A 20,219-nucleotide genomic window follows, 5' to 3' on the forward strand; every position below is an offset into this window, starting at 1 on the left:
TATCCTCCAATGTGTTTTACCGTGCCTGAAATACCGCCCGCCGGGAACCATACTCCCAGGCGGGGTATTCCGCTGATTTAAGATGATTTTTTGAACTCTTCCTGATACTGCCGGATGGCTTCCATAATCCGCCCCTCGGCCTCGCCGAGCGGCACGCCCACCAGCTGCGCGCCCGCAGACGACAGGTTGCCGCCGCCGCCCAGCCGCTCCATGATGATCTGGACATTGACCTTGCCGAGCGAACGCGCGGAAACGATCGTGTCCTGCCCGCTCGGGAAGGCTACGATGCTGGCGCGCACGCCGATGATATCAAGCAGCTCGTCTGCGGCCTGCGCCGCGATCGCGCGGCTGGTCTCGGTGTTCGAGATCGCCACGACGACGCCCTCGCCGCAGGTACGCGCGGCAGCAATGATGCGCTGCCGCGCCATATACTCGTCAAACGAGCTTTGGAACAGCTTCTTGACCGCGACCATGTCCGCCCCGGCGCGCTTGAGGTACGCCGCAGCTTCAAAGGTGCGCACGCCCGCCTTGATGGAAAAGCCCTTGGTGTCCAGGTAGATGCCCGCAAGCAGGCACTCCGCCTCCTCGCGCATGATCGTGCGGTTCGGCACCATGTATTGCAGCAGTTCCGCCACCAGTTCGCAGGTGGAAGAAGCGTACGGCTCGTGCAGGTTAAGCGCGGAATCCTCGATATAGCTGGCCGCGCGGCGGTGGTGGTCGATGACCGCCACCTTGTTGATGGACTCGAGCAGCGAGGGCGACTCGACATAGTCCGGCCGGTTGGTGTCCACAACGATCAGCAGCGTGTTGTAGTCGCAGACGACCATGGCCTCCTCCGGGCTGATAAACACGCCCTTATACTGCTGCATGGCCTCCATCTTGTGCAGCAGGTCGCCGGCCAGCGTGCGGTCGCCGTTGATGACCACATGCACCGGCTTTTCGCGGCTGCGCACCGCGCACACCATGCCGACCGCCGCGCCGAGCGAATCGGTATCGCTCATGGCGTGCCCCATGACCAGCACCTGCGACGAGTCGCGGATGAGCTGGCTGAGTGCGTTTGCCACCACGCGGGACTTGACCTTCGTGCGCTTTTCGACTTCCTTGGACAGGCCGCCGAAAAACTCAAAGGCATATTTATTCTTGATGACCGCCTGGTCGCCGCCGCGTGACAGCGACATTTCCAGCGCCAGCCCGGCATAGCGGTAGTTTTCCTCAAAGGTCTCGCCATCCTTGCCCACGCCGATGGAAAGCGTCGCGATAATGCCGTCGCGGCTTTGGATCGTGCGCACCTCGTCAAGGACGGAAAACTTGCCGTCCACCAGCTTTTGCAGGTCGGCCTCCTCCAGCACGAAAATGTACTTGTCGCGGTCGTACTTGCGCAGCAGCGCGCGGCTATCCTTCGCCCATTCGCCGATTTTCTTGTCGACCTCGGCCAGGACGGCCGACTTTTCCGAGTCGGTCGCGTTTTTGGTCAGCTCCTCGTAGTTGTCGATCGAGATGATCGAGACCGCGGGGCGCGTCGACTCGAATTGCCCGCGCAGCGTAACGAACTCCGTACTGTCGAGGAAATACAGCGTCATCATCATGCCCGCGTGCTGTTCGCCGCGGATCAGGTTGCCGTAAATCTGGAAAAACCGCCCGTTCATTTTCAGTTCGGCGGGGTACTGCTTTTTCCCTTCGATCAGCCAGCGCGTGTCAAAGCCCGGCGCCAGCTCATGGATACGCGCGCCCAGCGCGCCGTCCTTCTGCCCGGTCAGCCCGTCAAACTCCGGGTTGCACCACAGGATCTCCCCGGTGGTCGCAAGCGCGACGACCGCGGCGATCGGGAAGCTCGAAAGCGTGTCGCGCTCCGAACCGTCCACCTCGATGTGCAGCCCCTCCAGGTATTCGCTCATCTGGCGCTTGCGGTAGCGGTTGCGGATGCGGTACAGCCAGAACAGCGCGCCGCAGAGCGCTACGCCGGCGGCGCTGAGCAGGATGGAAAAGAAGGCGCAAGCCAGTGAAAAAAGCAGGAATACGGCAAAAAAGAGGCCGAATCCCGGTTGTATCAGTTTGAGCAGCCGTTTATCCACTCGTTTTGCCCTCCCTTATTAAGCATAGATATACAGCTATAGTATAGCAAAAACCCCCGGCAAAGTAAACAAAAAAGCAGGGCCGCCTCTGTATTTTCACGCCCGCGCCCTTGCGTTTTGCCCACGGATATGGTAGGGTAAGGGCGGAAAACCAACGCACCGGACAAGGAGGGCAAACCCGATGTCATTTACTTTTGCACATAACAACCTGAACGTGGCCGACCTCGGCCGCGCGCTCGCGTTCTACGGGGAGGCGCTGGGGCTGCGCGAAACCCGCCGCATCGAGGCGCCGGACGGCAGCTTCACCATCGTATACCTGGGCGACGGCCGCACGCCGCACCTGCTGGAGCTGACCTGGCTGCGCGACCACCCGCAGGCCTACAACCTGGGCGAAAACGAGTTCCACCTGGCCTTTACCGCGGACGATTACGAGGCCGCGCACCGCAAGCACGCGGACATGGGCTGCATCTGCTTCGAGAACCCGTCCATGGGGATCTATTTCATCTCCGACCCGGACGGCTACTGGCTCGAGGTTGTCCCGCCCGCAAAATAAACAGGGCTTCCAGGCAAAATAAACAGGCGCACCGCATACATTTGCGGTGCGCCTGTTTTCCTTATGCAAAAGGGTCAATCTGCGGCGCGGACGATAAATGCGTCCGGCAGGTAGCGGCCTTCCTCGTTTTTGCTGGCCGTGGTCGGTCTGGTGATCTCCCGGCCGTTATAATACATGACCGAGGAGGAGCCGCCGTCCAGGTTGGAGGCCTGCACCGCGCCGTACCGCTCAAAAATCTCCGCGCACTCGTTGACCGTGCAGCCCAGGCTGTGCCCGGCCTGCCGCCCGTCTACCACGAGCATCATCACGGTCTGGTCGGCCTTCTGCCCGATCGCGCTGCGCGGCTGGAGCCCCCAGCCCGCGGAATCCTTGACCAGGCGTTCGCCGTCGATGATGAGCGCCGGCGTGAACTCGACGGCGTCGCGCAGGACCGAGGTGTCCTTGAACTTGCCGATCCGCAGGTGGTTTTCCCCGTCGAAGCCGATGATCTTGTAATCCCCGCCTTCGGCGCTGCGCAGCTTCTGCCCCTCGGACTTGACGAAGCCGTACGGCGTACCGCCGTTGCCGTTGCCGCCCGGGTCTTCAAAGCCGGAGGCGTTCATGGCCAGCACCGCGTCATACCGCGCCGCGATATCGCGCACAAACTGGCCGTGCCCGAACAGCGCCTTGCAGGTGCCGACGCCGACGCGCGACGCATCCTTGACAAAGGCCAGGCGGCCGTTATAGTTTTCGCCCTCGACCTCGACGATCAGGATGCCCTCCTTGGCGTTGACGGCCAGCACGCGGTCGCCCTCGGCCGTCACGATGCCGGTCTTGCCGTCGCCGGCGTCGCAATAGTCGATGTCGATGCGGTCATATCCCTTGGCGACGCTTTCCGGGTGCTTCTGCACGAACTTTTCAAAGCTCTCCCGGTCGATCTCGTCAAAGAGCGCCAGGAACTTTTCCAGCGGCTCGTTGGCCTCGGCGGCGCGGTCCGCGGCGGTCTCTCCGCCGCCCTCCCACTGGCTTTCCTTGTCCGCCTGCTCGGCCTGCGACTGGTAACGGCTCTGCATCACCTCGTCGATGATCTCCTGCGGGATAAACGCCGTGGCAAGCCACTGGTGGCTCAGGGTCGACATTGCGGTTTCAATATAAAGCGTACGCCATTTGGATACGAAGCCATTGTCCGTATACAGGCAAAAGGGGTACGCGACCGTTACAAAAAAGATAATGGCGGTCAGCAGGCCTATGCCTGCTTTTCTGATGCGGCCCATGCCGTTTCCCGTCCTTTCCCCAGGTTGCTGTTCTCTCTATCTGACGCCCGGCGCCGCGCTTAGTCCCTGTGGCCGGAAAGCACCGAAGCCACCTTGGCGGCAATGCGGGCGCGCAGGGAATCGGACAGCGGCTTTGCGGGCAGCGGCTTGGTCTCGACCTGCGCGCTATCGTTGTCGCGCGGGCGGCGGCCGCCGCGGGATACGCTTGCCTTTTTCCTATTGACGTTTGCGGGGCGCTTTTGTTCCGCTGCCGGCGGCGTTTTTTTGTCCGGCGCGGCCGCGGGCTTCTTCGCCGCCTGCGTGGGGCGCGCCGCCGCAGGTTTCGNGGCTGCGGGCTTTTGCGGCTGCTTCTGTGCGGGCTCGGCCTTGGGCTGCGCAGGCTTCTTCTTCGGCTGCTGGCTGCGGCTGCCGCCGCCCCGCCTGCCTTGGCCGCCCTGGCTGCTGCGGCGGCGCTGCGGCTTATCCTCCGGCTCTGCAGGCTGCTCGCCGGTCATCGGGTAGGCGTGCTCCTCGACCTCCTCGATCCGGCGGCCGGTCAGCTCCTCAATATCGATCAGGTAGCTCATCTGCGCGCCGTCGCAGAAGGAGATCGCCGTGCCCTCCAGCCCGGCGCGGCCGGTACGGCCGATGCGGTGGACGTAGGTTTCCGGGATTTCCGGCAGGTCGAAATTGATCACGAACGGCAGGCCGCTGATGTCGATGCCGCGCGCCGCGATATCGGTCGCGACAAGCGCGACGACCTTGCCCGCCTTAAAGTCGCTCAGCGCGCGCTGGCGGGCGCCCTGGGACTTATCGCCGTGGATGGCGTCCGCGGAAATGCCCGCCTTTTTAAGGTCGCGCGCGACGCGGTCCGCGCCGTGCTTGGTGCGGGTGAACACCAGCGTCTGCTGCATGCCGTTTTCCTTGATGACATGCGCGAGCAGGGCGCGCTTGTTGCAGCGGTCGACCATATAGACGCACTGGCGGATCGCCTCGACCGGGGTCGCCGTCGGCGTCACGGAGATGTGCACCGGGTCGGTCAGCAGGCTGTCGGCGAGGTCTGCAATCTCCGACGGGATCGTGGCGGAAAACAGCAGCGTCTGGCGCTTCTGCGGCAGCGTGCGGATGATGCGCTTGACATCCGGGAAAAAGCCCATATCGAGCATGCGGTCGGCCTCGTCGAGGACAAAGCACTCGACGCCGGACAGCGACACCTTCTTCTGCCCCATCAAATCCCACAGGCGGCCGGGCGTTGCGATCAGCACGTCCACGCCGCGGTGCAGCGCTTCCACCTGCGGCACCTGCGACACGCCGCCGAAGACCACCGTGCTCGTATGCCCGGTGTATTTGCCGTAAGCGACGAAATTTTCGTAAATCTGGAGCGCCAGCTCGCGCGTCGGCGTCAGGATGAGCGCGCGCACCGGGCGCTTGGGGGACTGTTTCTCCCGCGGCGCGCCCAGGCGCTGCAGGATCGGGATGGCGAACGCCGCCGTCTTGCCCGTACCGGTCTGCGCGCAGCCCAGCACGTCGCGCCCCTCGAGCACCGGCGGGATGGCCTGCTCCTGGATCGGGGTGGGTTCAGAATAGCCGACCTCGGCGAGCGCCTTGAGGATCGGTTCATTGATTTGCAGTTCTTCGAATTTCATGTTTGCTCCTTAAAATCCCCCCTGCGTGCGGGCAAGCCAAATTAGCCCTTGCCGTTTGGGAAGTCCTATGATATAATGAGAACCATTCCCATGTACGCGAGGTGTTTTCTTTGTTAGATGTGATTTTGGATTCCTGCCTGGATATCCTGAAGGCCGCGCCCATCCTGCTGGCGGTGTACGCGCTGCTGTACCTGATTGAAACGCGGATGCGCTCGACCCCGGCGCTGCTCGAAAAGGCGCAGCGGCTCGGGCCGTTCTTCGGGGCGCTTGCAGGCGCAGTGCCGCAGTGCGGCTTTTCCGCGGCGGCCAGCGCCCTCTACAACAGCGGCTACCTGGCCCCCGCAACGCTGGTCGCGGTGTTTGTCTCGACCTCGGACGAGGCCATCCCCCTGCTGCTTGCGAACCCGGGCGCGGGGCGCAACGTCGCGCTGCTGGTCGGCTGCAAGATCGCGCTCGCGGTCATCGCCGGCTACCTGCTGCAGTGGACGGTGTTCCGCGGCTCCAAGGTGCGGCGCGGCCGCGTATCCATCGTGATGGACGAGGGCTGCGGCTGCTGCGGGCCGTCCCCGGTGGGCGCAATCCTGTGGCGCACCGTCAAAACGACGCTGTTCCTGCTGGTCACGATGCTGCTCATCAACCTGGCCGTTTATGCGATTGGGGAGGAAGCGCTGTCCTCCCTGCTGCTTTCCGGCAGCGTGCTCCAGCCCGCGCTGTGCGCGCTGATCGGGCTGATCCCGGGATGCGCGATCTCCGTGCTCCTGACGGAGCTGTTCCTCGGCGGCACAATCAGTTTCGGCGCGGTCATCGCCGGCCTGTCCACCGGCGCGGGGTTTGGGTATATGCTGCTCTTCCAGAAGCGCGGCGGGCGCAAAAACGCCTTGAAGATCATCGCGGCAACCTATCTGGTAGCCGTTGCCGGCGGCACGCTGCTGCAGCTTGCCTTCCCGGCGCTGTAACGCCGCAGACGTTCCCGCAGGGGCCGGAAATCCGGCCCCTGCTTTTTTATTCGGATCCCTTCAGCAGCTCGAGCGCCGCGGTCGCCCAGTCGATATCGACCTTGACGAAGTCGCGCGCCGGGGTAAAGAGGCGCTCCTCCACGTCCCGCGCGATGCGCGCGTACGTGTCGCCCTGCATCGCGGCGTACTGCTCGGCGCCGTCGGACAGTACGACGACGAACCGGAAAGCGCCGGTGCGCTCGTCGAACGAGTGGAACACCAGGTCGACGATATCCATCGACTTTTGCAGCTGCATCGCGAGGATCAGCTTCATCAGCTCGATGGCGCGGTCGTCCAGCCCGCGTTCCAGGACGTCGATTTTCTCGCGGAACGCATTGGGGCTTTCCACCCAGCGCAGGGTGTAGCCTGCCAGCGGGTCGAAGCCGGATGCATCCAGCGGGCTGCCGTCCGGCGAAAGCCAGACCATGAACTGGTTCGACATATCATGGTACAGGCAGGGGTCGATCACCAGGGAGGCCTTGCCGCACACCGGGCAGGTCCAGGCGAAGCAGGACAGGTCGCGTACCTTTTCGCGCATCTCCGGCGACAGGTCGACGTTGATGCTCTCCACGATTTCGCGGCTGCTTTCATTCTGACAGTGCGGGCAAGTGAACGCTTCGCTTTTATGCTTTGACATTGCTGTGCTTCCTCCCAGTTTACAGATCCCCTATGGGCCATTTGCGCGGTTGGGAAAACAGGGGCGTTGCAGCCAAGCCCGCACCTCCCGGCGCGCGCCTGCCGTCTGCCCGTCTTCCAACCCATGGGCGCATAGCCGCTTGCAGCTATTCTGCCATTATACCACAATGGCAAGTAGAATCCTACAAAAACCATTGCTTGCCACGCCATTGTGGTATAGATTTTAAATCAAAGGTATCATGGCCGTTTTGCGGCTATGATACCACAGCCCCGGCGGCCGTGCAGCCAAAAAGCCGCAGCCCACATGCCGTTGCCGGTAAAAATTTAAAACCGGGTATAATAGCCGCCATGCGGCTATTATACCATACTTTTTGTGCATTGCCACGTGTTGACGCTTGTTTTTTTGAAATTTTCGCTGTACAATCAGTTGCGAAGGACAATTTAACAAGGAGAGGTAAAAAATATGACAGAATTTTGTGAAGTCACACAGGACGCCCAAATCCCCGCGCTCGCCGCGCTCGCGCGCGAAATCTGGACGGAATATTACATGCCCCTGCTTGGCGCGCAGCAGATCGAATACATGCTGGCGCGCTTCCAGAGCGAGGGGCCGATGCGCCGCCAGCTTGCGGAGGAGGGGTACCAGTATTTCTTCTTGCGGCAGGGCGGCCAAACCGTGGGTTACCTCGGCGTGCAAGCCAAGGACGACGCGCTGTTCCTGAGCAAGTTATATGTGCGCCGCGAATGCCGCGGGCAGGGCGCGGGGCGCGACGTGATGGCGTTCCTGGAGGGCTGGGCGCGCGGCGCGCGGCTCCGCCGCGTCTGGCTGACCGTCAACCGCGGCAACGAAGGCTCTATCCGCTCCTACGAAAAGCTGGGCTTTACCCGGATCGGCACGCAGGACGCGGACATCGGCGGCGGCTATGTAATGGACGACTACCTGTTTGAAAAGGCGATGTGACCTATTGCGCCGGGAAACCGTTCCCAATACAGTATGCGCCGCACAGGCGCACGCCTATACGCTGCAAGGCGCAGGCCCGGTTCCCGGGGGGCATGCAGCGCACGGCCCCGCCGGAAAAACAGAGCCGGGGGCGCAGGGCTTGTTGCAGCGATAAATAAAGGTCAAAAAGCGGAGGGCTAGCATGTGCTAGCCCTCCGCTTTTTTGACGTCCGTCATTTCGATCGGTGCGGGTCGATGAACTCACGGTACTTCTGCGGCGGCATGCCGACGATCTTCAAAAACGCCTTATGGAAATGGTTCGCGTTATGGTACCCCACCTGCATGGCGATATCCGTGATGCTTTTGTCCGTCTGCAGCAGGTAGGACTGCGCCTCGCCGATCCGGCGGCGGATAATGTACTGCACCGGGGAGTAACCCGATACCGCCTTGAACACGTGCGCCATATAATACTGGTTTATGTGCAGCGTCTCCGCGATGGACTGCAGCGAGATGTCCTCCAAATAGTGCGCGTCAATATAGGCGCGGATGTGCCGCCCCAGCACCTGTTCTTCCGTGCGAAGCTCCTCGGTCTCGCTGCGCGCCAGGTCATAGAGGATGGAAAGGAGCGTGGCGCACAGGTAGGTGGCCGTCTCCACCGCGCGCGGCGTGTTCTGCATCGTAAAATCGTACAGCATCGCAAACAGGTCTTCCAGCTCCTGATACCGTTCCTTGCTGCGCACCACGGGCGGGCGGTTCGGCGGCACCAGGCAGTTGGGGGACATCCCGCGGATCGCCAGGCCGCTCACCGCGCAGCTGAACACGGTCATGCCCTGGTCCACGCTGGCGGTCTCGTCGTGCACGGTGTTGCAGTTATAGATCAGCACGTCGCCCGTCGCGGCATGGTAGGCCTGGCCGTCGATGGTGTGCACGCCGCTGCCCGTCTTGATGAGCAGGAACTCCAGGCGGTCGTCGTGCTGGTGCATCGCGCGCACGGTCTTGCGCGCATTGAAGTCCTCCATGCCCACGGACAGGACGCGCGGCAGCCGCCCATCCTCAAAGATGCTTTCAAACGCGGCCGTCCTCCAAACAAACGCCATTCCCCCGCCCCCTCCCATGCCTCCCGGCGACCTTTGTCCCCATTATACCGGCGCCGTAATCCGCCGTCAACCGTCCGCCCAAAAAGCGGAAAGCAAGATTTGACACCCCAAACCGCAAAATTGAAACGGCGGCCGTGTTCCCGTCCGGTAAAAAGCCAAGAATGGTGAATACGGAATCGCCGTAAAAAGTTATAATTATATCATCAAAAGCGAACAGGAAAGCAATAACCCAGATAAATAATTCACAATTTATGCGATAAGGCAGGAGGGTTCCTTATGATCAACGGCGAAAAGGTGCTAGACCATCCGATCCGCTGGGCGATGGTCGGCGGCGGCCGCGGCAGCCAGATCGGGTATATCCACCGTTCGGCGGCGCTCCGGGACAACAGCTTCCAGCTGGTGGCGGGCGCATTCGACATCGACCCGGAACGCGGCAGGGATTTCGGCGTGGGTCTCGGCGTTGCAGCCGGGCGCTGCTACCCGGACTACAAAACGCTGTTCGAGGAAGAGGCAAAACGCCCGGACGGCATTGAGGCGGTTTCGATCGCCACGCCGAACGGCACGCACTATGAAATCTGCAAAGCCGCACTGGAGGCGGGGCTGCACGTCGTCTGTGAAAAGCCGCTGTGCTTCTGGACGGGGCAGGCCGAGGAGCTGGTCGCACTGGCCGACGCCAAGGGGCTGGTCGTCGGCGTGACCTACGGCTACGCCGGGCACCAGATGATCGAGCAGGGGCGACAGATGATCGCCCACGGCGACCTCGGCGAAATCCGCCTGGTAAACATGCAGTTCGCGCACGGCGCGTACAACACGGCGCTGGAAGCGACGAACCCGGCCGCGAAATGGCGCATGGACCCCAAGTTCGCCGGCCCGTCCTTCGTACTCGGCGACGTCGGCACCCACCCGCTGTTCCTCGCGGAAGCGATGATGCCGGACTTTTCGATCAAAAACCTGATGTGCACGCGCAAGGCCTTTGTAGAAGGCCGCCAGCTGGAAGACAACGCCTTCGTCATCATGAACCTCGCAAACGGCGCGCAGGCGACTTCCTGGTCGTGCGCCATGAACTGCGGCTCGATGCACGGCCAGAAGATCCGCGTCATCGGCTCCAAGGCGTCCATCGAATGGTGGGACGAGCGCCCGAACCAGCTCCGCTACGAGGTGGAGGGCGAGCCAGCCCGTGTGCTGGAACGCGGCGCCGCGTACCTTTACCCCGCCGCCCTGGCGGAAGACCGCATTGGCGGCGGGCACCCGGAAGGCCTGTTCGAGGCGTGGAGCAACCTGTACCTGCGCTTTGCCAGGGCGATGGAGGCGGCCAACAAGGGGCAGGCGCCGGGCTTCTGGTATCCCGATATCCACGCGGCCGCCAACGGCGTCAAATGGGTTGAAAAATGCGTGCAGTCCTCCGACCAAGGCGCGGTCTGGCTGGACTATTGATCCCCTTAAAATCCAAACCAATCACATATCACACAACTATCAGGAGGTACTTATGATGCTGCAGAGAGACATCCACATTGAATCCATCTATTCCGAAATGCCCTTTGCCGACCGCTTTGCGCAGGCCAAGAAGGACGGCTTCGATTTCGTCGAGTTCTGGGGCTGGGACGACAAGAACCTGCCGGAGGTCAAGCGCCTGCTGGACGCCAACGGCCTGAAGATGGCCGCCATGTCCGGCGACGGCCCGCTCTCCATGTGCGACCCGGTCAACAAGGCGCCGTACATCGAGTACATCAAGGGCGCGCTGGCCGCGGCCAAGGTCGTGGGCTGCCCGGTGCTCGTGATCCATTCCGACTCGCTGCTGGACAGCCCGCAGTTTGCCAAGCCGATGTCCGGCGACTATTCCGACGTGACCCGCTACTGCGCGATGTTCGATGTGCTGAAGGAAATCGCGCCGATGGCCGAAGAAGCCGGCGTAACCTTCGTACTGGAAGCGCTCAATATCGTCAAGGACCACTGCGGCAATTTCCTGAGCGACACCAAGACCTCTGTCGAGCTGGTCGCGGCGGTCGGCTCCCCGAACCTCAAGGTGCTGTACGATGCCTACCACATGTACCTGGACGAGGGCAAGATCTGCGAGACCACGGAAAAATACCTCCCCTATATCGGCCACATCCACATTGCGGACGCGCCCGGCCGCAACGAGCCCGGCACCGGCGTCATCAATTATAAGAATTTCATGAAGCACCTGGCCAAGCTGGGCTATCAAAATTCCGTCGGCTTCGAACTGTACCCGGCAACCGACAGCGCGACTGCCGTCCAGGCGATCCGCGCCTGCTCGGAAGGTATCTGACCCTTTCCTATTTCTTCTCTTTCCTTCTTACTTGCCGCGATGGCCGGGCGCGCTGCAACGCGCGTCCCGGCTGTTTCGGCATCTGCCGCACACATAGGCTTCGGAAAACATATGGAGGTATTTACTTATGAAACGGAAAATCGCATTCGCGCTCGCACTGGCGCTATCCCTGGGGTTATTTGCAGGCTGCGGCGGGGGCACGCAGGCACAGGACGCCGCGCCGGCGGGTAACGGCGACAAGGCGGCGGCGCAGGACGGCGATGCGGGCGACGGCCACAAGCTGAAGGTCGGCCTGTCCATCTCCGCACGCGACCAGTGGGTCTCCAACATGGAGCAGGCGGCCATCGACAAGGCGGGCGAGCTGGGCGTGGACTTCTCTTCCTTTGACGCAAATACCGACCCGATCACCCAGATCAGCCATGTGCAGACCTGCGCGGCGGACGGCTATGACGCCATGGTCGTGCACATCGTCAACACCGACAACGCCCAGGAGATCCTGGACGCGGCGGGCGACATGAAGGTCGTCTTTGTCAACCGCGTCGTGGACGAAAACCTGTTCAAGGAAGGCCAGGTCGTCTATGTCGGCTCCAACGAGGAGGAGGCCGGCGGCTACCAGGGCGAATATATCGCCAAGAAACTCAAGGACGAGGGCAAGACCGAGGCGAACGTCGCCATCATGACCGGCACGCTGGGTATGCAGGCGATGGTGCTGCGCACCGATTCCGCCAAGAAGGCGCTCGAGGGTTCCGGCCTGGCGGTCAACTATGTGTTTGAGGACACCGGCGAGTGGGACCGCGCCAAGGCGATGGATAAGTTCACGCAGTTCCTGGGCTCCGGCAAGCCGGTCGACGCGGTCATCTGCAACAACGACGAGATGGCGCTCGGCGTGATCGAGGCGATGAAGACCTCCGGCGAGAAGAAGGTCGTCTGCCCGGTCGCGGGCATCGACGCGACCTCGGTCGCGCTGGAATCCATCGTCTCCGGCGACATGGCGTTCACCGTGTTCCAGAACGCGGTCGGCCAGGGCGGCGGCGCGGTCGAGGCGGCGGTCAAGCTTGCCAAGGGCGAGCCGTGCGAGCTTTACACCTGGATCCCGTTTGAGCCGGTCGATAAGGACAACGTTAACGACTATACCGGCGCAAACAAGAACTAAATCCCCGGAATCCCCCTTCCCAATGCTAAGGCGGGAGGGCACGGGCGGGGTACCCCGAAGGACGTCAGCGGGAAACCTGCAAACCATAAAGGGCAGCGGCAAAATATATTGCCGCTGCCCTTTTGTATCGTGCGGCGCAAATGCACCCCGGCGATTGCAAAAGAAATCCCATCAAAACCGCAACCCTTGCGCACCGTCCCCCCGGCCAGAACAGCCAAAACGGCAAAGATAGGATATAAGCGTGGCATTTTCCATAACGCCCCACCCGATCGCCCATTCCCCACTTGCCGGATCGGTGGTATAATAGCCGTAAAGCGGCCGGAGCGCCGCCCATCCCACGACGGTACCGCCAGGCGCGCGCCGGATACGCCCCGCCCGCCGCGGTACGCATTCCCCTGAGAAAGGAGCATGCCCCTTGCTGCAAATAGACGGCGCCAACGACCTGCTGCTCACCTGCGAAAATGTGGCGGACGGCGTGGCCATCCTGCGCTGCGAAACGCGCGACCCCGCCGTGCGCCTCCCCGACGAGATCGGCGGTCGTCCTGTGGCCGCGCTCGGGGGATACGCGCCGTCGGGNTTTACAATTGCCGGAACTTACAGTCGCTCTCCCTGGCCGCTTCCGTCACGGATTTCAGCGGCGGCGCGCTGATGAACTGCACCGCCCTGCGCGCCGTGACCGTGCGCCTTGCCGAGGGCGCGCCCACCTGCCTGCAGCGCCTGCTCGGCGAACACGCGGGGGAACTTGACGTATGCCTTGCTTTCGGCGAGCGGCAGGCGCGCCTGCTGTTCCCAGCCTACAGCGAGGACTTGCAGGAGCTTTTTGCGCCGCACATATTCCAGCGCCGGATTGAAGGCGCGGGCTATGCCTACCGGCAATGCTTTGAGCGCGGCGTGCTGCAATTTGCGCAGTACGACGGCGCGTTTTACCGGCTGCTGCAAACCCACGCCTTCGACGTCGCCGCGCGCGTGGCAAGCCGCCGCCTGCGCTGGCCGTATGCGCTTTCCGCACAGGCGCGCGCGCAATACCTGGACTGCTTACGCGCGCACGGCGGCGCGCTCGCCTGTAACCTTGCGGCGCGCGGCGAAACCCAGGCGCTCGCCTTCCTGCTGTCCCTCGGCGTACTGCCCCGGCAAGACCTGGGCACGGCCTGCGACGCGGCGCGGCGGCACGGGCATACCGAAACGCTTACCGTGCTGCTGGACGCGGTATCCAGGCAGCCCCACGCCGGGCTGCACAAAACCTTCGACCTATAAAGGAGTACCCATGGCACAACCGGAACACTGGCAGGCAATCGGCCGTGAAATCTTGCAGGCCGCCCGCAGCGAGCTTTACCTGAACCTGCCCTTTTTAGACGCGGCGCTTGCCGCGCTCCCCCCGTCCGGGGGCTTTCAAACGCCTTGCCTCGCGACCGACGGCCGCGCGCTTTTCTATAACGGCGCGTACCTGGCGCGGCAGTATGAGCGCGGGCGCGCCCCCGTATGCCGCGCCTACCTGCACACGCTGCTGCACTGCCTGCTGCGGCACCATGTCAAATCAAACCGCCGTGACCGCGGGCTTTGGGATTTGTGCTGCGACATTGCGGTGGAAAGCATCCTGGACGGGCTGGAGCTGCGCTGCCTGGAAGCGCCGGTAAACAGCGTGCGGCGGCGCAACCTGTACGCCCGCCTGCGCGGCGGCCTGCCCGTGCTGACCGCCGAGGGCATCTACCGTTTTTTCCACCGCGAGCCGCTCCCAGTATACGACCGCGCGACGCTTGCCCGCGAATTCTACGCAGACGACCATACGCCCTGGCCGATGCAGGACGACGGCGGGCGGCAGGAACAGCAGTGGCAAACCCTCAGCCGGCGCACGGAGACCAGTATGGAGACCGTATTTGCCGGACAGGCCACGGGCGCGGAGGCCGTGCGCGAGCAGCTCCGCGTATCCGCGCGCGAAACCACCGATTACCGCGCCTTCCTGCGGCGCTTCGCCGTATTGCGGGAGGAGGTCGCGGTGGACGCGGACGCCTTCGACCCGGGCTATTACGCCTACGGCCTGCGGCATTACGGCAACATGCCGCTCATCGAGCCGCTGGAAACGCGGGAGGCGCGCCGCATCGAGGATTTCGTCATCGCGGTCGATACCTCGATGTCCACCTCCGGCGAACTGGTGCGCGCCTTCCTATCCTATACCTATTCCATCCTCAAGGACACCGAGAGCTTTTTCCGGAAAGTCAACCTGCGCATCCTGCAATGCGACGACCGCCTGCGCGACGACCGGCGCATCACGGACGCGCGCGGGCTGCGCGAATATATGGAGCACTTTACGCTGGTCGGCCAGTCCTCCACCGACTTCCGCCCAGTGTTCGAGCATGTCGACCGGCTGCGGGAGGAAGGCGCTTTCCGGCACCTGCGCGGCCTGCTCTATTTCACCGACGGGCTGGGGATTTATCCCCAAAAGCGCCCCGCTTACGACGCGGCGTTCGTCATGCTGGAGGGCGGCTGCTACCCGGACAACGTGCCGCCCTGGGGCATCCGCGCGGTGCTCCGGGAAGATGAAATCATCCAAGGAGAACCCTTATGAATATCAAACGAGCCAAAAATGAGATCAAAAACGCGCTGCGCGCCTACCTGTCGCGCGACGCATCCGGCGCATACCGCATCCCGCCCGTGCGCCAGCGCCCGATCCTGCTGATGGGGCCGCCGGGCATCGGCAAGACCCAGATCATGGAGCAGATCGCGGACGAGACCGGGGTCGGCCTGGTGTGCTACACCATCACGCACCATACGCGCCAGTCCGCGCTCGGCCTGCCCTATATCGAGCACCGCACCTATGACGGGCAGGAGCACGCGGTCACCGAGTATACGATGAGCGAAATCATCGCCTCGGTCTACCGGCAGATGGAGCAGTCCGGCGTGCGCGAGGGCATCCTGTTCCTCGACGAGATCAACTGCATCTCGGAAACGCTCACGCCCATGATGCTGCAGTTCTTGCAGTGCAAGACCTTCGGCAACCAGCGCCTGCCCGAGGGCTGGGTCGTCGTCGCGGCGGGCAACCCGCCGGAATATAACAAATCCGTGCGCGATTTTGACGTCGTCACGCTCGACCGCGTCAAGCGCATCGATGTGACGGAGGATTTCGCCGTCTGGAAGGAGTACGCCTACCGCCGCGGGATCCACGGCGCGGTGCTCTCCTATCTGGAAATCCGCCGCGACCATTTTTACCGCATCGAGGCCACGGCGGACGGCATGCAGTTCGCCACCGCGCGCGGCTGGGAGGACCTTTCCGAGCTTATCCAGGCCTATGAGGCGCTCGGCATCCCGGTCGACCGCGAGGTGATTTCCCAATATATCCAGCTCCCGCGCATCGCGGGGGATTTTGCAAATTACCTGCTGCTGTACGACAAGTACCGCCGCACCTACCACGTGGACGAAATCCTGGACGGCACCTGGGAGCGCGTACGCGCCTCCGAACTTGCCGCCGCGCCCTTTGATGAAAAGCTGGGCGTGCTCGGCCTGCTGCTCTCCCGCCTGTCGGACGCGGCGCGCGACGCTTACCGCGCAGACGCGCTGGCCGACGCCCTGCACGCCGACCTTGCCGCGNTGGGCAGGACGTACAGGCGCGTGCGGACGCCGCCGGGCGCGCAGGCCGGCAGCTCGAAAACGCCTTTGCGTTTTTGGACGAAGCCCTCGGCGACAGCCAGGAGCTTGTCATGTTCGCAACCGAGCTGACCGCGAACTATTTTACCTCCTGGTATATCCAGAACTTTGGCTGCGACGCCTATTATGCGCATAACGAGCGCCTGCTGTTTGACGACGCCCGGGAGCGGCTGATGGGCAAGATCTCCGAAGCCCGCCGGATGGAAGCCGGACGGTAAATGCAAAAAAGGCCGCCCCCAAGGGGGCGGCCTTTCCCTGTCCGGGATGCCTTGTCAAATGCCTTGCAGGCCGCCGGGCTCCCCGCCCGGCTCCGACGCTTCCTCCTGCGCCGCGTCCATGCCGCGCAGGGTCTTGCGGAACACGACGACGAACGTGACAGCCGTCGTGCACACCGCGATCAGGTCGGAGACCGGCTCCGCCAGGAACACGCCCATGACCGGGTCGGGCACGATGTGCGGCAGCAGGTAAATCAGCGGGATAATCAGGATCACCTTGCGCAGCAGCGCGAGGAATACCGAAACCTTGGCGTTGCCGAGCGCGATAAAGGTCTGCTGGCACGCGATCTGGATGCCGAACAGCAGCGCCACCGCCATATAGATATGGATCGCCCAGACCGTGAACGCGCTGAGCTGCGCATTTTCCGTAAACAGCGTGATGAACAGGTGCGGTACAAACATGCTGATCGCCCACATGACGGTGGAATAGACAAAGCAGGACACGACGAGCAGCTTGAACGTGCGCCGCACCCGGCTGGCCTTGCCCGCGCCGAAATTGTAGCTGATGATCGGCTGCCCGCCCTGCGTCAGCCCCTGGAGCGGCAGCATCGCAAACTGCATGACGCTCATCAGGATCGCCATCGCGCCGACGGCGAGGTCGCCGCCGTACTTGAGCAGCGAGGTGTTAAAGCAGACCATGATGATGCTTTCCGTCAGCTGCATGATAAAGGGCGCGAGGCCGAGCGCCAGGCACGGCAGGATCACATGCGGCGACAGGCGCAGGTTCCGCCTGCGGATGCGCAGGGTGGTGCGGCGCGACAGCAGGAATTTCACCACCCAGACGCACGAGATGCCCTGTGAAATGATGGTTGCGAGCGCCGCGCCGCGCACGCCCATATCAAACCCGAAGATAAAGATCGGGTCGAGGACCGTGTTGCAGACCGCGCCGATCAGCACGGTCAGCATGCTGGTGCGCGCGAAGCCCTGCGCGGTGATAAAGGCATTCAGGCCGAGCGCCATCTGCACAAATACCGTGCCAAAGGAATAGATCTGCATGTACGCCCAGGCGTAGCCGATCGTATTCTCGCTCGCGCCGAAGGCCATCAGGACGTCGCGCCCGAAGAACTGGAAGCCGGCCGTCAGGATGACGGACAACAGCACAAGCGTCGCCGTGCAGTTGCCCAGGATGCGCTCCGCCTCCTCCGGGTTGCCCTTGCCCATCATGATGGACGCACGCGGCGCGCCGCCCATGCTGACCAGCGCGGCAAACGCCGAGATACAAAGGATAACCGGCATCGTCACCCCCACGCCGGTCAGCGCGTCCGCGCCGACGTCCGCGATGTGGCCGATGTACATACGGTCGACCATGTTATACAGCACATTGATCAGCTGTGCCAGGATCGCCGGCACGGACAGGGAAAACAGCAGCTTGCCGACGCTCCCCGTCCCCAGGTCGGCGGTATTGCTTTGCTTCATCGTTCCTCAAACTCCTTTAACAAACCATCGATATTTTCGCGCAGGATGGGAAACGCCTGCCCCGCCGCGTCGAGGCAGGCCGGTGGGATGCCCTGTTCGATCCGGGCAAACAGCGCGTCCTCGCACGCCTGCAGGCGGCGCGCGATGCCGCTGCTCTGCCCGCTCAGGTGCAGGTGCACCACGCGGCGGTCGCGCGTGTCCCGCTCCGCCGTCAGGAAGCCGCGGCGGCACAGCGATTCGACTGACTTTGCCACGAGCGCCTTGGACACGTTGCGGTACTGGGCGATCTCGGTCGCCGTATCGTGCGCGGGGTTGTTCATCAGGAACAGCAGCACCTCCACCTCGTTCGGGGTGAACCGGTATTCGGATACCGCGGCCGCGCAGGCGCGCTGCAACAGCTTATTGACCTTTGCGAGCGTGATGATGAACCCTTTCTGGAAATACGGCACGCTTTCCGCCCCCTCAAAATAGTTTATGAATGAATGGTTAACAAGTTAACTATAAAGCATTGCCGCACCCTTGTCAAGCAAAAGGCACGCCCCCCAAAGGGGCGTGCCTTAAATTTCACAGTACCGCAAGTACGGGCGGGCGCTTTAGCGCTGGTCCACCGGCACATAGGCGCGGTGCTTGCCGACATAGGAGTACGACGGGCGGATGATCTTGCCCATGTTGATAAGCTCCTCGATGCGGTGCGCGCTCCAACCCGCGACACGCGCGATTGCAAAGATCGGCGTATACAGCTCCAGCGGCAGGTTCAGCATATGGTATACGAAGCCGGAATAGAAGTCGACGTTCGCGCTGACGCCCTTGTAGATCTTGCGCTCGTCCGCGATGACCTGCGGCGCAAGGCGCTGCACGCGCGAATACAGGCCGTACTCGTCCGTGCGCCCCTTTTCGCGGGACAGCGTCTCCACGAAGGACTGGAGGATGTTGGCGCGCGGGTCGGACAGCGAGTAGACCGCGTGCCCCATGCCGTAGATCAGGCCGGCGTGGTCGAAAGCCTCGCCGTGCAGCAGGGCGCGCAGGTAGCGTTTGATCTCGTCCTCGTCCTCCCAGTCGTGGATTTCCTTTTTCATGTCCTCGAACATGCGGATGACCTTGATGTTCGCGCCGCCGTGGCGCGGCCCCTTGAGCGAGGCGAGCGCGGCCGCCATACAGGAGTACGTATCCGTGCCGGAGGAGGTGACGACGTGGGTGGTAAAGGTCGAGTTGTTGCCGCCGCCGTGCTCGGCATGCAGCATCAGGCAGATATCGAGCAGATGCGCTTCCCAGAAGGAATAGGACGCGTCCGCGCGCAGCAGGGACAGGATGTTTTCCGCCGTGGACAGTTCCGGGCGCGGCGCATGGATAAAGAGGCTGTTGCCCTCTTTGTAATGGTACGCTTGGTAGCTGTAGGCCGAGAACAGCGGGAAAGTGGCGATGAGCTGCATGCACTGGCGCACGACGTTGGGGAGCGAGATATCGTCCGCCTTATCGTCGTAGGACGCCATCGTCAGCACGCACTTTGCCAGGGAGTTCATCATATCCTGGCTCGGCGCCTTGAGGATAACGTCGCGCACGAAATTGTTCGGCAGCGTGCGGTAATAGGACAGTTCGCCCTCGAAGTTTTTGAGCTGCTCCCGCGTCGGCAGTTCGCCAAACATCAGCAGGTAGGCGACTTCCTCAAAACCGAAGCGCTTTTCCTCGAGCGAGCAGCGCACGAGGTCCTCGATGTTGTAACCGCGGTAATACAGGCGGCCGTCGCAGGGCACCTGCTGCCCGTCGACCTCCCGGGTCGCCTGGATGTCGGAAATCTCCGTCAGGCCGGCCACCACGCCCTGCCCGTTGAGGTCGCGCAGGCCGCGCTTGACGTTATATCTCGGGTAATCCGCGGGGTCGATGCGGCTGTTTTCCCGGCTCCGGGCGGCGAGCGCCTCGATCTCGGGGGTGATGTCGTTATAATTGGGATTGCTGGCCATGAAGACATTACTCCTTCCTGTGCACGGCTATCCATACCTGAAGCCGTATAAAATGTATCTTTGTATACTGTAACATATAAATGTTACTATTTTGTGAATGACAGAAATTTTTGCATTTTTTTGCAGCCCCCGCGCCCGCGTCCCCTATTTTACCGGCGGAGACGGGCGAAACCAAGCGTATTTTGCGCTGCCCGGGCAAACAAAAACGGCCGGACTGCCGTCCGGCCGTTTTTCCGTCATCCTCAGCAAATGCGCGGCAGCCCTTCGCCGCGCAGGGGGGAGAGCGCGCGCCGGCCGCCGATCGCGGTGCGCAGCGTCACGCC

General features: G+C 62.8%; 18 protein-coding genes. 10 read left to right on the top strand and 8 right to left on the bottom strand.

The window, feature by feature from the left end; translation table 11 throughout:
• Nucleotides 1-77: 77 nt before the first annotated feature.
• Nucleotides 78-2,072 carry a DHH family phosphoesterase gene (locus tag CZ203_RS06255; RefSeq protein WP_087065287.1) on the bottom strand — a complete coding sequence of 665 codons (1,995 nt, stop codon included), beginning with the start codon at nucleotides 2,070-2,072 and terminating at the stop codon, nucleotides 78-80.
• Nucleotides 2,073-2,253: 181 nt separating this feature from the next.
• Here CZ203_RS06255 and CZ203_RS06260 point away from each other — a divergent pair, with 181 nt between their 5' ends.
• Nucleotides 2,254-2,625 carry a VOC family protein gene (locus CZ203_RS06260; protein ID WP_087065288.1) on the top strand — a complete coding sequence of 124 codons (372 nt, stop codon included), beginning with the start codon at nucleotides 2,254-2,256 and terminating at the stop codon, nucleotides 2,623-2,625.
• A 74-nt stretch (nucleotides 2,626-2,699) separates the two neighbouring features.
• On the opposite strand, the gene CZ203_RS06265 is transcribed toward CZ203_RS06260, so the two are convergent.
• Complete coding sequence (locus tag CZ203_RS06265) at nucleotides 2,700-3,878, bottom strand: phosphodiester glycosidase family protein (protein ID WP_087065289.1); 1,179 nt, start codon at nucleotides 3,876-3,878, stop codon at nucleotides 2,700-2,702.
• Nucleotides 3,879-3,937: 59 nt separating this feature from the next.
• On the bottom strand, nucleotides 3,938-5,503 hold the full coding sequence (locus CZ203_RS06270; RefSeq protein ID WP_087065290.1) for a DEAD/DEAH box helicase: 1,566 nt from the start codon (nucleotides 5,501-5,503) through the stop codon (nucleotides 3,938-3,940).
• 119 nt (nucleotides 5,504-5,622) lie between these two features.
• Here CZ203_RS06270 and CZ203_RS06275 point away from each other — a divergent pair, with 119 nt between their 5' ends.
• On the top strand, nucleotides 5,623-6,459 hold the full coding sequence (locus tag CZ203_RS06275) for a putative manganese transporter (protein ID WP_235847479.1): 837 nt from the start codon (nucleotides 5,623-5,625) through the stop codon (nucleotides 6,457-6,459).
• A gap of 46 nt (nucleotides 6,460-6,505) precedes the next feature.
• On the opposite strand, the gene CZ203_RS06280 is transcribed toward CZ203_RS06275, so the two are convergent.
• Nucleotides 6,506-7,135: a CpXC domain-containing protein gene (locus tag CZ203_RS06280; protein WP_087065292.1), complete on the bottom strand. Its 630-nt coding sequence runs from the start codon at nucleotides 7,133-7,135 to the stop codon at nucleotides 6,506-6,508.
• Nucleotides 7,136-7,597: 462 nt separating this feature from the next.
• On the opposite strand from CZ203_RS06280, the gene CZ203_RS06285 reads away from it, so the two are divergent.
• Entirely contained in the window at nucleotides 7,598-8,092 is a 495-nt protein-coding gene (locus tag CZ203_RS06285; RefSeq protein ID WP_087065293.1) for a GNAT family N-acetyltransferase, read from the top strand.
• 212 nt (nucleotides 8,093-8,304) lie between these two features.
• On the opposite strand, the gene CZ203_RS06290 is transcribed toward CZ203_RS06285, so the two are convergent.
• The gene (locus CZ203_RS06290; protein WP_159456390.1) at nucleotides 8,305-9,168 is read right to left on the bottom strand and encodes a helix-turn-helix transcriptional regulator; all 864 of its coding nucleotides are present in this window, start codon (nucleotides 9,166-9,168) and stop codon (nucleotides 8,305-8,307) included.
• A 276-nt stretch (nucleotides 9,169-9,444) separates the two neighbouring features.
• On the opposite strand from CZ203_RS06290, the gene CZ203_RS06295 reads away from it, so the two are divergent.
• From CZ203_RS06295 to CZ203_RS15475, 7 genes are all read left to right on the top strand, one after another.
• Nucleotides 9,445-10,602 carry a Gfo/Idh/MocA family protein gene (locus CZ203_RS06295; protein WP_087065295.1) on the top strand — a complete coding sequence of 386 codons (1,158 nt, stop codon included), beginning with the start codon at nucleotides 9,445-9,447 and terminating at the stop codon, nucleotides 10,600-10,602.
• A 52-nt stretch (nucleotides 10,603-10,654) separates the two neighbouring features.
• Nucleotides 10,655-11,455: a TIM barrel protein gene (locus CZ203_RS06300; RefSeq protein WP_200809445.1), complete on the top strand. Its 801-nt coding sequence runs from the start codon at nucleotides 10,655-10,657 to the stop codon at nucleotides 11,453-11,455.
• Nucleotides 11,456-11,582: 127 nt separating this feature from the next.
• A complete protein-coding gene (locus CZ203_RS06305) occupies nucleotides 11,583-12,608 on the top strand; it encodes a substrate-binding domain-containing protein (protein ID WP_087065296.1) in 1,026 nt (341 codons plus the stop codon).
• Nucleotides 12,609-13,256: 648 nt separating this feature from the next.
• Nucleotides 13,257-13,862, top strand: a complete 606-nt coding sequence (locus tag CZ203_RS06315) for a hypothetical protein (protein ID WP_087065298.1) — start codon at nucleotides 13,257-13,259, stop codon at nucleotides 13,860-13,862.
• A 10-nt stretch (nucleotides 13,863-13,872) separates the two neighbouring features.
• Nucleotides 13,873-15,171 (top strand): vWA domain-containing protein, encoded by a 1,299-nt coding sequence (locus CZ203_RS06320; protein ID WP_087065299.1) that lies wholly within the window; start codon nucleotides 13,873-13,875, stop codon nucleotides 15,169-15,171.
• 143 nt (nucleotides 15,172-15,314) lie between these two features.
• Entirely contained in the window at nucleotides 15,315-16,319 is a 1,005-nt protein-coding gene (locus tag CZ203_RS06325) for a hypothetical protein (protein ID WP_456236193.1), read from the top strand.
• Nucleotides 16,301-16,465: a hypothetical protein gene (locus CZ203_RS15475; RefSeq protein ID WP_407927712.1), complete on the top strand. Its 165-nt coding sequence runs from the start codon at nucleotides 16,301-16,303 to the stop codon at nucleotides 16,463-16,465. The genes CZ203_RS06325 and CZ203_RS15475 overlap by 19 nt, the downstream gene beginning before the upstream one ends.
• Nucleotides 16,466-16,519: 54 nt before the next feature.
• On the opposite strand, the gene CZ203_RS06330 is transcribed toward CZ203_RS15475, so the two are convergent.
• The 3 genes from CZ203_RS06330 to CZ203_RS06340 all read right to left on the bottom strand — a co-directional run bounded on the left by CZ203_RS06330 (nucleotide 16,520) and on the right by CZ203_RS06340 (nucleotide 19,896).
• Complete coding sequence (locus tag CZ203_RS06330) at nucleotides 16,520-17,938, bottom strand: MATE family efflux transporter (protein WP_087065300.1); 1,419 nt, start codon at nucleotides 17,936-17,938, stop codon at nucleotides 16,520-16,522.
• Nucleotides 17,935-18,387, bottom strand: coding sequence for a MarR family winged helix-turn-helix transcriptional regulator (locus CZ203_RS06335; protein WP_087065301.1), 453 nt, complete (start codon nucleotides 18,385-18,387; stop codon nucleotides 17,935-17,937). Before CZ203_RS06335 ends, CZ203_RS06330 begins: the two co-directional genes overlap by 4 nt.
• A gap of 144 nt (nucleotides 18,388-18,531) precedes the next feature.
• Nucleotides 18,532-19,896, bottom strand: coding sequence for a citrate/2-methylcitrate synthase (locus CZ203_RS06340; protein ID WP_087065302.1), 1,365 nt, complete (start codon nucleotides 19,894-19,896; stop codon nucleotides 18,532-18,534).
• Between the last annotated feature and the right edge of the window lie 323 nt (nucleotides 19,897-20,219).

The organism is Intestinibacillus massiliensis (genome assembly GCF_900155735.1).
Classification (GTDB): Bacteria; Bacillota; Clostridia; order Oscillospirales; family Butyricicoccaceae; genus Intestinibacillus; species Intestinibacillus massiliensis.